The organism is Rhodococcus sp. LB1 (assembly GCF_001583455.1).
Lineage (GTDB): Bacteria > Actinomycetota > Actinomycetes > Mycobacteriales > Mycobacteriaceae > Rhodococcus_F > Rhodococcus_F opacus.
The window spans coordinates 70,980-83,340 of sequence record NZ_LTCZ01000434.1 but is presented as its reverse complement, the minus strand read 5'-3'; the positions used below and the strand labels follow the sequence as shown (position 1 = coordinate 83,340).

Below are 12,361 nucleotides of genomic sequence, written 5' to 3'. Positions count from 1 at the left end.
ACCAGCGTTCAATCATCGTGCTCTCAGGCGGCCAGCAGGCCCGGCAGTCCCCACTCCGCTGCCAGCAGCTCATAGGAGCGCAACCGGTCGCCGTGATCGTGGGTGACGCTGGTGATCACCAGTTCGTCGGCGTCGGTGAGCCTTCGCAGACTGTCGAGTCGGTCCGCGACGGTGGCCGGTGCCCCCACGAACTGGGTGATCAGCCGGTCCTCGACCGCCGCGCGTTCCGTCTCGCCGAGCGGTGCCGTGTGCGCCGGGTCCGGATACGGGATCGCACCGTGCCCACTGCGGATGCTGTGCGTCCAGTGCGCGAACGTCGACGCCAGTTCCTTCGCGGTCGAGTCGTCCTCCGCCACGACCGCGTCGGCGGAGACGACGACGTACGGTTTCTGCAGCTTCGACGACGGGCGGAACGCGGCGCGGTAGGCCTCGACCGCCTCTATGGTTGTCGACGGGCTCACGTGGTAGTTCGCGCCGAAAGGCAGCCCCAGCCGGCCGGCCAGTTCTGCGCTCGGTCCCGCGCTGCTGCCGAACACCCACACTTCGACGTAGGCGCCCTCGCCGGGGCTCGCGTGGAGCTCGATCCCGTCCGGGGTGCGGTACGTGCCGCCGAGCAGTGCCAGGATGTCGTCGACCTGCTGGTCGAATGCGGGTGACAGCGCGCCGGGCTGCTGCAGAACCGACTGCGCCGCCGCGAGCCGCGGAGACAGCAGGAGCCCGGACGGATCGAACGGCGCCGGGATCACGACGCCGTCGCGGATCTCCGTCTCCCGGCGGGGCGGGGTCGGCTGGTTGTTGCGTTCCGCAACCGCTTTCAGCGCCTCGGCCCGCCGCTGACCCGACCGTCCGAGCCCGAGGTCCAGGCGACCCGGGTACAGCGCGTCGACGGTGCCGAACGCCTCGACCACCGCCGCTGCGGTGGTGTGGCCCAACTGCACCGCGGCGGCGCCGACCCGGAGCGTGCTGGTCGCCGCGGCCAGGATCCCGACGAGCACGGCAGGCGAGGAACTGGCGACGCCCACGAAGTGGTGTTCGGCAACCCAGTACCGCTTGTATCCCCACGCTTCGGCGTGCCGGGCGAGGTCGACGGTGTTCCGCAGCGCGGTGCGGGCGGTGGTGCCCTCGCTGACGGGCGACAGGTCGAGGACGGACAACGGAGTGGTCATGAGGGCACCTTCTGGAGAGAGCGGGGATTGACAGCGCGATGGCTGCGCGGGGCACCGAGTCCGAGGTGCTGCCGCAGCGTGGCGGTGGTGTATTCGGTGCGCAGAACGCCGCGGTCCTGCAGCAACGGCACCACCGTGTCGGCGAACAGGGCGAGTTCGTCCGAGGTGAGGTGAGAGGGCAGGACGAACCCGTCCGCTGCGTCCTCGCGGACCCACCGGACGATCCGGTCCGCGACGGACGCGGCGGTACCCACGAACGTCGCGGCGGACAGGACCTTCACCGCACCGGCGGGTCTGCCTGCCTCGACCGTGCGGCGCGCGAGGTCGTCGTAGAACGCGCGACCGGCCTCGAACGTGCCGAGCGGCGCGATGATCACGTCGCCGTGCCGGGCGGCGAGATCCCGGGCCGCCGGGCCGTCACCCGACACGATCACCACCGGTTGCGCTTGCGGGCTCCGCGGGACGGTGAAGCGTCCACCGATGTCGAAGTGCCTGCCCCGGTGATAGAACGCGCCTGCGGTGGGATCCGAGACGAATCGCCCCGCATCCCGGTCGACGGTCACGACCCCCTCGGCCCAGGAATCCCACAGCGTGCAGGCGGTGTCGACGAACTCCGCGGCCCGCTCGTCGCCGGAAGCCCAGGTGTTCCACGCCGCCCGCCCGCCGGACAGGTGATCGAGTGAGGCCAGCCGGCGGGCCACGTCGTACGGTTCGGTGGAGGTCGTGTCCAGCGTCGCCGCGAGCCCCACCGTGTCGGTGAACCCGGCCAGCGCGTTCGCCGCGGTGACGCCTTCGGCGAGGAAGAAGTCGAATCTCCCCCGCTCCGCGGTACGGGCGGCATCCGCGAGGACGGCGAAGTCCGCCCGGCCCACGGGCGCCGCCGCCCCGAGCACGACCCGCTTCTCGGCCATGCCTACCGCGGGTTCTTCTCGCCGGCCTCGACCGCGAGCGTCAACCGGTTCTCGGCGGGCGCGACCGGGCAGGTGGCGTAGTCGGTGAACGCGCACGGCAAGTTGGCCGCCCGGTTGAAATCGAGGATCACCCGGCCGTCGGCGGCGGGTGCGTCCACGGCCAGGGACCGCGCCGCGGGGTACGTGCTGACCCCGCTGGTGGCGTCCGTGAACAGGACGTGCAGGCCACCGTTCGTGCCTGCGAACGCGACGAGTTCGTGTGCGGCGCCGTCGTACTCGAATGCGAGTGAGCCCAGCGCCGTGTGGTGGTGCTCGAGACCCTCGACGACCGCACCCGTCGTCACGACACGGGACTGCGGGAACGGGGTGAACGTTGCCGGCACGGCCCACTGCCGCGCGGGCGGGAACGCCGGGATGCCGGTGAACGCGGCGAGGGTGCCCGCCTCGGGGTCGTGGATCCGCAGGGCGACGTCACCGGTCCTCCGGATCACCTCGATGTTGCGGCTCCCGTGCCGCACGAGCAGACCGGGTGCACCCTCCAGAGGTGCGAGGGTCGCCGTGCCGTCGACCGCGTCGCCGTCGACCTCGAGACCGGCGTCGGCGGTGGCCGTGATCACCACCCCGTCCGCGTCGGCCCGCCACTTCCCGGGCAGGTCGGGGAACGTGGTGTCGGTCTCGACGAGCCAGTGCAGGGCGGTGAGACTCAGCCATCCCAGCGGGTCGCGGAAAGACTCCTCCCGCGCCGAATGCCAGTCCTGCCAGCCCTGCTCGAATGTCGCGCCTGCCGTGACTGCGGTCATGATGCCCGAACTCCTTCTGTCTGGTGATGCGGATGGCGCAGTCCGAGATGGCTGCGCAGGGTCGTCCCCGAGTACTCGGAGCGGAAGCTGCCGCGGTTCTGCAATTCCGGGACCACCTTCTCGACGAACTCGTCGAGCCCGGCCGGTGTGAGGTGCGGTACCAGGATGAAGCCGTCGCACGCGTCCGCCTGCACGTAGCGGTCGATCTCCTCGGCCACCTGAGCGGCGGTGCCGACGAATTGCTGGCGGGTGGTGACCGCGATGATCAGTTCACGGATGCTGAGCTTCTCGGCTTCGGCCTTCGCCCGCCACGCGGCGGCGATCTCGCGGGGGTCCTTCGCGTGCCGGACCCGGCCCCGGGTGATGTTCGTGTCGTCGGCCGGTTCGACGTCCGGTAGCGGACCGTCCGGGTCGTATGCGGAAAGGTCACGACCCCAGACCTGTTCGAGAAACGCGATCGCCGTCTGCGGGCCCACCTGCTGGTGCCGGATGTGATCGGCGCGCTCGGCGGCGTCCGCCGCGGAGTCGCCCAGCACGAAGGTCGCCGCGGGCAGGACCTTGAGATCGTCGTAACTGCGCCCGTACTTCGCCAGCCTGCCCTTGACGTCCGTGTAGAACTTCTGGCCGTCCTCGAGCGACCCGTGGATGGTGAAGATCGCGTCCGCCTGCGCGGCCCCGAATTCGCGGCCCTGATCGGAGTCACCGGCCTGCAGCAGCACCGGGTGCCCCTGCGGGCTCCGGGGAATCGTGAATCGTCCCCGGATGTCGAACTGGGAGCCGGAGTGGGTGACGTCGCGGATCGAGTTGTCCGCGGCGAACACTCCCCGGGCGCGGTCGATCTGCAACGCATCCTGATCCCAGCTGTCCCAGAACTTGCGGGCGCCCTCGATCAGTTCGCCTGCACGGACGTACCGGTCGGCCTTGTCGAGGTATCCCCCGCGCCGGAAGTTCTCCCCCGTGAACGCGTCCGAGGACGTCACCATGTTCCACGCGGCCCGGCCGTCGGACAGATGGTCGAGCGAGGCGAATTGCCGTGCCAGCTCGTACGGTTCGTTGAACGTGGTGTTGATCGTCCCCGCCAGGCCCAGATGCGTGGTGACTCCTGCGAGTGCGCCGAGCACCGTCACCGTGTCGGGGCGGCCCACCACGTCGAGGTCGTGGATCAGGCCCCGGTGCTCACGCAGGCGCAGGCCCTCGGCGAGGAAGAAGAAGTCGAACAGTCCGCGTTCGGCGGTCTCCGCGAGGTGCACGAACGAGTCGAAGTCGATCTGGCTCTTCGAGGCGGGGTCGCTCCACACGGTGGTGTTGTTGACGCCGGGAAAGTGGGCGGCGAGATGAATCTGCTTGCGCTGGTTGCTCATGAGGTCAGTCCTGTCCGGCGAAGTGATTGACGGGACGGGTGAAGCCGAGCCGCTCCCGGAGCACTCCGCTGTCGGACGCTCGGCCGCCCGGCCGCAGCAGCGGCAGGACGCGTTGGGTGATCTCGTTCAGGCCGGACGTCAGCGCCAGCGGCCGGAGGGTGACACCGTCGACGCCCCCGGTGTCCACCACGTCGGTGATCAGCCGGGACAGTCCATGCGCGGCGCCGCGGTGGAGAATCGACGCCGGCTCGTAGCGGCTGCCGGACCAGTTCTCGAGCTGGGCGAGGTCGCGTTCCGCCGTGTCGGCGGTCTCGGCGATCACCACCTCGACGTCCAGCAGGATCCGGAGCGAAGCGGGGGCCCGGCCCGCCTCGACCGCGGCACGTCGCACCCGGTCCGCGACGTCACGCGCCGCGTCCACGGTGGGTGCGCCGATGCGGATCACGTCGGCGCGCGCCGCGGCGACCCGGGTGGAGTGCTCGTCCCGCGCACCGATCACGATCAGCGACTGCCCCTGCGGCGACCGCGGCGTGATCGAGGGACCCTTCACGGAGAAGTGCGTGCCATTGAAATCGATGTAGTGCAGCTTGTCCCGGTCGATGAAGCGGCCGGTGGCGACGTCGCGGATCTCGGCGTCGTCCTCCCAGCTGTCCCACAGCAGACTGACGACCTCGATCGCGTCGGCCGCCTCCGCCCACAGACTCTCGGCCTCCTGTGCATAATTGCGTCCGAACAGATTCGCCTGCGCCTGACCGGCCGACACGTCCACCTGCCACCCGGCGCGGCCGAGCGACGCGTGGTCGAGGCTCGCGATGGCCTTGGACACGTGGAACGGTTCTGTGTGGGTGACCGTCACCGTGGGAACCAGGCCGATGCGCTCGGTGGACGCGACGGCCCGTGCCGCGATCGCCACGGCATCCAGTTGCCCACGCTGATCGGCATGTCCCGTGGTGGCGATCGCGAAGGTATCGCCTACGAAGGCGAGGTCCACTCCGGCCGAGTCGGCCTGCCCGAGCAGACCGGTCCAGTAGCCGGCGGTGAAGAGGTCCTCGGCGCGCGAGTCCGGACGGCGCCAGGACTGCGGATGGATCCCCGTACCGTACAGATCGACGGCGACGAGCGGGTCGTGTGGCTCAGGCATGAATCGATTCCTCCAGCTGTGCAGAACGTGGGCGCACGACGGATCGTCCCGGGATGGCGTCGAGCAACTGCCGGGTGTAGTCGTGGCGGGGATTGTCGAATACTTCTGCCGCGGTGCCCGATTCGACGATGCGGCCGGACCGCATCACCGCGACCGTGTCGCTGATCTGCCGGACCACGGCAAGGTCGTGTGAGATGAAGAGGTAGCTGAGCCCGAGTTCCCGCTGCAGGCTCTCGAGCAACCCGAGGATCTGTGCCTGCACCGAGACGTCCAGCGCCGACACCGGTTCGTCGAGCACGACGAGTTCGGGGTGCAGGGCGAGCGCGCGGGCGATGGCGACCCGCTGCCGTTGCCCTCCGGACAGCTCGGCCGGCCTGCGTTCGAGGTAGGTGCGCGGCAGCGCGACCTGTTCGAGCAGTTCGGCGACTCGGGCCGTCCGTTCCGCCCTGGTCCCGACACCGAACGCACCGAGCGGTTCCGCCACGATGTCCGCGATCGCCAGCTTCGGATCGAGGGACGCATACGGGTTCTGGTACACGATCTGCACTCGGCGGCGCAGGGCGCGCAGCGCGCCGCCGCGCAGGGTGGTGATGTCCCGGCCGTCGAACTCGACGCGGCCCGCCGAGGGAGATTCCAACCGGATCGCGATCCGGGCCACCGTGGACTTGCCGGACCCGGACTCCCCCACCAGCGACAGCGTGCGCCCGCGCGGAACCTCGAACGACACGTCCTGGACGGCGTCGATGGCCGTGCGCCGATCGATCCGGAACGTCTTGGACACCCCGGAGACGCGCAACAGGACATCGGGTTCGGCTCCGCCCGCCGCCGCGGCGCGGCTGGACCCCCGTCCCACCGAGAGACTCGGCGCCGCGGCCAGCAGGGTGCGGGTGTACTCGTGCTGTGGATTCTCGAGGATCTCGCGGGTGGGACCGGCTTCCACCACCTCACCCTGGCTCATCACCACGATCCGGTCGGCACGGTCGGCGGCGACACCCAGATCGTGCGTGATCAGCAGGACCGCGGTACCGGACTCGGCGATCCGCGCGTCGAGGTGATCGAGAATCCGGCGCTGCACCGTGACGTCGAGCGCGCTGGTCGGCTCGTCCGCGATCACGAGTTCGGGGCTGCACGCCAAGGCGATCCCGATCAGGACGCGCTGCCGTTGCCCGCCCGAGAGGTCCTGCGGGTACTGCCTCGCCCGCGCCTCGGGCCGGTCGATCCCGGCCTCGGCGAGAATGCGCACCGCCTCGATGCCTGCTGTCCGCCGGTCGGCGAGACCGTGGATCCGGAGCACCTCCGCCACCTGGGCGCCGACCCGCAGGACGGGGTTGAGCGATGTCGTCGGGTCCTGGGGAACCAGGCCGATCCGGGCGCCGCGGACCCGCCCGAGTGCGCGCTCCGACTTGGTGTCGAGACGCTCACCGTCGAATGTGACGGTGCCGGCGACGGCACGCCCGGATCCGCTGAGCAGTCCGAGGATGGCGTGCGCGGTGGTGGATTTTCCGGAGCCGGACTCGCCGACCACGGCCACCACTTCGCCGCGCGAGACCATGAGGTCGACGCCCTTCACGGCCACGACGGGATCGCTCACGCTCCCGTACGCCACCCGCAGTCCGGAGACCTGGAGGAGCGGCGCCGTGGTGCCTGCCGCAGTAGTAGTCGAACTCATCGCACTTCCCTCTGTTCGAGTGCATGCCCGAGTCGGTGCGCCGACAGCACGACGGCCACGATCACCAGTCCGGGCAGGGTTGTCATCCACCATGCGGTGGCGAGGTAGTTCCGGCCCTCGGAGATCAGCGAGCCCCATTCCGGGGTGGGCGGCACCGCACCGAACCCGAGGAAGCTCAGCGACGACACCGCGAGGACCGCCATCCCGAACTCGACGGCGGCGAGTGCCACGACGGGCGCGTACGAGTTCCGCAGCACGTGGCGGCGCAGCACCGTGTGCCAGCGGACACCCGACGCGAACGCCGCCTCGACGTACAGCGACCGGCGTACTCGCAGCACCTCCGAACGCATCACGCGGGCGAAGTTCGCGATCAGCGACACGCCCACCGCGATGGCCACGTTGACGGTGCCGAACCCCAGCGCGGTCACCAGTGCGAGCGAGAGCAGCAGGGCGGGGATCGACAGGAGGACGTCGACTACCCGCATCAGGACGGCGTCCAGCGCACCTCCGACGGCACCGGACAGCAGGCCGATCAGCGAACCGACGACCAGTGCGATGCCCACGGCCAACAGCGTTGCGGTCAGCGACAGTCCGGCGCCGTGAACCACGCGGGTATACACGTCGCGGCCGATGTTGTCGGTGCCGAACCAATGCGCGGCACTCGGCGCCTGCAGTTTCTGGGCGGGCACCCCGACCAGCGGGTCGCCGCTCGCGAACACCGACGGCGCCACCGCGAATCCGACCGCGACAAGGAGCACGGCGGCCGAGGCCACGAGCGCGAGATTGCGACGCAACCACGTCACCACGCGGCGTCCGCGGCTGTCCGACTCGGACACGATCACGGGAGGCGGGTCGATCGGTGGAGTGCCGAAACCCTCGGCCTCGTCGATCAGTTCCCTGGTGAGGATGTCAGACATGAACCTTCTCCTCCACACCCGCGGTGGTGCCGGCGCCGGAACTGCGTCTACCCTCGACGATCCTCGGATCGATCAGCGGGTAGAGCAGATCGACGGCGAGATTGACGAGTACATAGACGACGGAGCTCAGCACCACGATTCCCTGGACCACCGGAATGTCCTGCGCCATCACGGAAGTCTGGGTGAGTCGCCCCACTCCGGCGCGCGAGAACACCGTCTCGACGACGACCGATCCGGCCAGCAGATTACCCACGAGCACACCGGCGATGGTGAACGCGGGAATGCTCGACAGGCGCAGCGCGTGCCGGGTCTGGATCTGCCAACGGGACGCGCCCTTCGCCCGCGCGGCTTCGATGAACGGCTGCCGCCACGTGGTCTGCAGACTCGCCGCGAGCACCTGCGCGATCACGGCGCCGGTCGGCAGCGCGAGCGTCACCGCGGGGAGCACCAGCGTCGCGATCCCCTGGTCACCGAACGCCGGGAAAGCCTTCAACCGGAACGAGAACAGCTGCAGCAGAATCAGTCCCACCCAGAATGTCGGCACCGCGACACCGAGCGGAGGAAGTGAGAACAGCAGATTCCGCACCCAATGGACCCTCGTGTAGGTGGCGAGGAACGCGACCGCTGCCCCGAACACGACCGCGAGAACCAGCGCCGCGGACGCCAGCGCGAGCGTGCTGGGCACCGCGTTCCCGATGGCCTCGGTCACCGATTGCCCGGTGGCGATCGAGTACCCGAAGTCACCGCGGACGGCGTGGCTCAGGGAGTTCCAGTACTGCACCCACACCGGCTGGTCGAGGCCGTACCGGGCCTGCAACTCCGCGACGGCAGCCGCGTCGACCGTCGTTCCGGTGGTCGCCGAGTCGACGGCGATGCTCACCGGGTCGGACGGCAGCAGGAACAGCACGGCGAACGACACGGTGAACGTCGCCCACAGGACGGCGATCGCCTGCAGCACACGTAGTCCGAGGTAGCGAATCATGGCTCAGCGTCCGCTGATCCAGGTGTCGAAGAACTGGAGCCGGGCCGAGGCCTCGAACTTCAGGTCCTGCACGTTCGGACCGGCGCCGATCGCCTGCGACAACTCCACCGTGGGGATCCACAGGCCGTTGTCGAGCACCTGCTGCTGGGCGTCGGCGACGAGCGAACTCCGCTCGGTGGTGTCGGTGGTGGCGAGCTGCTTCGCGAGCACGTCGTCGAGCGCGGGAATCGGTCCGCGGTTGTTCAGGTTGCGGCCTTCGAGGCCGAACTGGGTGCGGAGGATGTCACCGTCGGCGCGGGTGCTGTTGTAGTAGGTGGCGTCGAAGTCCTTGGCATTCTGGCGGGCGGTGGCCTCAGGAGTGGACACGAGATTCAGCTGCAGATCCACTCCCACCTCTTTGAGCTGCTGCTGCACCAGTTCGAGAATGGCCTGGTTACCGGCGAACACCGAGCTGAACAGAACGGGGAAGCTCAGCTTCTGACCGCCCTTCTCCCGGATGCCGTCGGCACCGGGAACCCAGCCCGCCTGATCCAGAATCGACTTCGCCTTCTCCGGGTCGTACGTCACGTCCGGCAGCGACACGTAGCCGGGGGTGCGGCTGGCCAGCGTGCTCGTGGCGGGCTTGAAGTTGGGCCCGAGCACGGTGTCGACCAGTTCCTGCCGGTTGATCGCCGGGACCAGCGCGCTGCGCACGACCGGATCGACGAGCGGCCCGCGAGTCACGTTGGGCTGGAAACCGAACGGCGTCCCGGGGTTCGACGTGGTGAGCACCTGCCCGCCCGCGCCTTCGATCTGCGGGGCGTCCTGCGGCAACGCGTCGCTGATCGCGTCCAGCTGTCCCGAGGACAGGCTGCCCGTGCGGACCCCGGATTCGGGCACGACACTGAACTCGATGGTGTCGAGGTAGGCCTCGCCGTCGTGGCCGAACACGTCCGAACCCCAGTTGTATCCGGCGCGCTTGGCGAGGGTCGCCGACTTGTCCTGCTGGTAGTCGGCGTACGTGAACGGCCCGGTGCCCGAGATGTTGCCGGTGCACCGCTCTTCGGCGGACCTCGCGACGGACGCATCGGACAGGATGCCCAGCTGCGGGGTCGACGACGCCTGTAGGAACTGCGCGTTGGGTGCGGCGAAGTCGACCTGCGCGGTCAGCGGGTCGATCACGGTGGTGCCGGTGTAACCGGCGAGGTAGCTGGCACCGAGCGGGGCCTTGGCGCCGGAGAGGGTGTTCACGATGGCGTCGAGATTCCTCTTCACCGAATCCGCGGTGAAAGGTGTTCCGTCACTGAACGTCACACCCTCCTTCAGGTGGAACGTGAAGGAGGACGCGTCGGCGTCGGTTTCCCAGTTCTCGGCGAGCCACGGCTTCAGTTCACCCGTTGCCGGGTCCTGGTCGGTGAGCGAGTCCACCACCTGACGAGCCACGTAGATCGTCTGGTTCGTGCCCGACTGCGCCGGGTCGGCGCACGTGGGTGCCTGGGAGAGGCCGTAGCGGAGTGTGCCGCCCGGCTGTGCGGGGCCCGCATCTGCGGAGGAACTGCTGGAACCGCCACCGCAGGCGGTGAGCGCCGTGGCCAGCACGGCAGCGGCGCCGATACCTGCTGCGATGCGGTAGGGCGAGGACAAAAGCACTGATGGCACCGAGAACTCCGTGATCTCGAAGTGCCGTGCGCGCTGCCGAGACGATTCGGCAGCGCTCACGCGCACAGGAAGGTGAGGGACACCGGATCCGACGCGGATGCGGTGTGAAGAGCCGGAACCCCGACGGATCGGGGTATCAGGTCAGCTGTGACAGATCGAGGTGGACAGCCGGCAGAGATCGACGTGGAGACGCCCCCAGGCGCTCACGAAACCTTCGGTCAACATCGTTCCTCCATCGATCCCGGCGGTAGCACCCGCACCCGCAGGGCGGGGGGTTGCTGCGACGTCAACGAGCCAGGTCTCTCGGTCGCTCTGGATGGTCGTCACCGAGTGTAAGAGATCGCCGGTCGCCCCGCCACACGGGCCCCCGTCACCCCACGGCCTGCCGGGTCGGGAGTTCCCGTCGCGACAGAGCGGGCCGGAGACCGAGATGTTCGCGCAGAGTGGAGCCTTCGTATTCCGTTCGGTACGAGCCTCGCTCCTGCAGTTCGGGCACCAGCAGGTCGACGATCTCGTCGAGTCCGGCGGGCACCAGGTACGGCGAGATGTTGAACCCGTCCGTCGCTCCGCTGCGAACCCACCGGGTGAGTTCGTCGGCGACCTGACCGGGGGTGCCGGCGAAACCGGACCGCTGGGTGGTCGCGATCGCGACCTGCCGGAGCGAGAGGTTCTGCGCCTCCGCCAGTGCCCGCCATTCCCGCGCGATCGCGAGCGGATCCTTCCCGTCGCGCGCCGCCCCGCGGGTGACCGAGATCGGCGCGGGCACCGGATCGAATTCGGGCAGTGGCCCGTCCGGGTCGCGATCGGACAGATCACGGCCCCACACCTGACCCACCAGAGACAACGCCGTCTGCCCGGTGTACTGGCCTTCGAGGACCCAACGGATCTTCTCCTCGACCTCGGACTCGTTCTCCGCGAGCACGATCTGCGTGCCCGGCAGAATCTTGACGTCGTCCTCGGGGCGCCCGGCACGGCGCAGTCTGGCCCGGATGTCGTCGGCGAACGCGAGTGCCTCGTCGAAATGCGTTCCGTGCCGGGAGAAGATCACGTCGGTGTGCGCGGCCGCGAAGTCCCGGCCCGCCGGTGAGTCGCCGGCCTGGAAGATGACGGGATGCCCCTGCGCGCTGCGCGGCAGCGTGGGGGTGATCCTGACGTCGAACTGCGACGTGCGCCGGGACACCTCCGGCACACCGTCCGGCGTCGACCACGACGGCGCGTCGGTACTCGTCGCGACCGCGCCGTCGGCCCACGCATCCCAGATCGTCCGGGCGGTGTCGAGGAACTGCCCGGCCCGCTCGTATCTGTCCGCGTGATCGAGGAAGCCGCCGCGCCGGAAGTTCTCCCCGGTCCAGGCGTTGTCCGTGGTGACGGCGTTCCAACCGGCACGGCCACCGGACAGCAGGTCCAGCCCGGACAGCCGCCGGGCGAGGTCGGCCGGCTCGTTGTAGGTGGTGTTCTGGGTGGCCACCAACCCGATGTGCCGGGTGATGCCGGCCAGCGCCGCGAGCTGGGTGATCGCGTCCGGCCTGCCCACGATGTCGAGATCGAGGATCTTGCCTTCCTGTTCCCGCAGACGCAGGCCCTCACCGAGGAAGAAGGCGTCGAACAGGCCCCTCTCGGCGGTCAGTGCCACCCGCCGGAACGTTTCGAAGTCGATCTGCGATCCGCTCGACGGATCCGACCAGATCGTCGTGTGATTGACGCCCTGGAAGAAGACACCGAAGTGCACCTGGGCGCCGGGCCTGGCGTACGAGTAGTCGGTCATGTTCTCCACAA

11 protein-coding genes and 1 riboswitch are annotated in these 12,361 nt (G+C 69.4%); all 11 genes read right to left on the bottom strand.

The window, feature by feature from the left end; all coding sequences use genetic code 11:
- Positions 1-23: 23 nt before the first annotated feature.
- On the bottom strand, positions 24-1,166 hold the full coding sequence (locus AZG88_RS46060; protein WP_005251674.1) for an LLM class flavin-dependent oxidoreductase: 1,143 nt from the start codon (positions 1,164-1,166) through the stop codon (positions 24-26).
- A complete protein-coding gene (locus tag AZG88_RS46055; RefSeq protein WP_061045018.1) occupies positions 1,163-2,077 on the bottom strand; it encodes an LLM class flavin-dependent oxidoreductase in 915 nt (304 codons plus the stop codon). The genes AZG88_RS46060 and AZG88_RS46055 overlap by 4 nt, the downstream gene beginning before the upstream one ends.
- A gap of 2 nt (positions 2,078-2,079) precedes the next feature.
- Positions 2,080-2,877 (bottom strand): DUF1684 domain-containing protein, encoded by a 798-nt coding sequence (locus tag AZG88_RS46050; RefSeq protein WP_061045017.1) that lies wholly within the window; start codon positions 2,875-2,877, stop codon positions 2,080-2,082.
- Positions 2,874-4,238 carry an NtaA/DmoA family FMN-dependent monooxygenase gene (locus tag AZG88_RS46045; RefSeq protein WP_005251671.1) on the bottom strand — a complete coding sequence of 455 codons (1,365 nt, stop codon included), beginning with the start codon at positions 4,236-4,238 and terminating at the stop codon, positions 2,874-2,876. The genes AZG88_RS46050 and AZG88_RS46045 overlap by 4 nt, the downstream gene beginning before the upstream one ends.
- A gap of 4 nt (positions 4,239-4,242) precedes the next feature.
- Complete coding sequence (locus tag AZG88_RS46040; RefSeq protein ID WP_061701380.1) at positions 4,243-5,379, bottom strand: LLM class flavin-dependent oxidoreductase; 1,137 nt, start codon at positions 5,377-5,379, stop codon at positions 4,243-4,245.
- Positions 5,372-7,048, bottom strand: a complete 1,677-nt coding sequence (locus AZG88_RS46035; protein ID WP_061045015.1) for a dipeptide ABC transporter ATP-binding protein — start codon at positions 7,046-7,048, stop codon at positions 5,372-5,374. The genes AZG88_RS46040 and AZG88_RS46035 overlap by 8 nt, the downstream gene beginning before the upstream one ends.
- Positions 7,045-7,965, bottom strand: coding sequence for an ABC transporter permease (locus AZG88_RS46030; RefSeq protein WP_061045014.1), 921 nt, complete (start codon positions 7,963-7,965; stop codon positions 7,045-7,047). Before AZG88_RS46030 ends, AZG88_RS46035 begins: the two co-directional genes overlap by 4 nt.
- Positions 7,958-8,947, bottom strand: coding sequence for an ABC transporter permease (locus AZG88_RS46025; RefSeq protein ID WP_005251668.1), 990 nt, complete (start codon positions 8,945-8,947; stop codon positions 7,958-7,960). Before AZG88_RS46025 ends, AZG88_RS46030 begins: the two co-directional genes overlap by 8 nt.
- A gap of 3 nt (positions 8,948-8,950) precedes the next feature.
- A complete protein-coding gene (locus AZG88_RS46020; protein ID WP_061701388.1) occupies positions 8,951-10,576 on the bottom strand; it encodes an ABC transporter substrate-binding protein in 1,626 nt (541 codons plus the stop codon).
- Positions 10,577-10,726: 150 nt separating this feature from the next.
- Positions 10,727-10,810, bottom strand: a complete 84-nt coding sequence (locus AZG88_RS55410) for a putative leader peptide (protein WP_310794466.1) — start codon at positions 10,808-10,810, stop codon at positions 10,727-10,729.
- A 4-nt stretch (positions 10,811-10,814) separates the two neighbouring features.
- Positions 10,815-10,908, bottom strand: a riboswitch (SAM riboswitch).
- Positions 10,909-10,955: 47 nt separating this feature from the next.
- Positions 10,956-12,350, bottom strand: coding sequence for an NtaA/DmoA family FMN-dependent monooxygenase (locus tag AZG88_RS46015; RefSeq protein WP_061701387.1), 1,395 nt, complete (start codon positions 12,348-12,350; stop codon positions 10,956-10,958).
- Between the last annotated feature and the right edge of the window lie 11 nt (positions 12,351-12,361).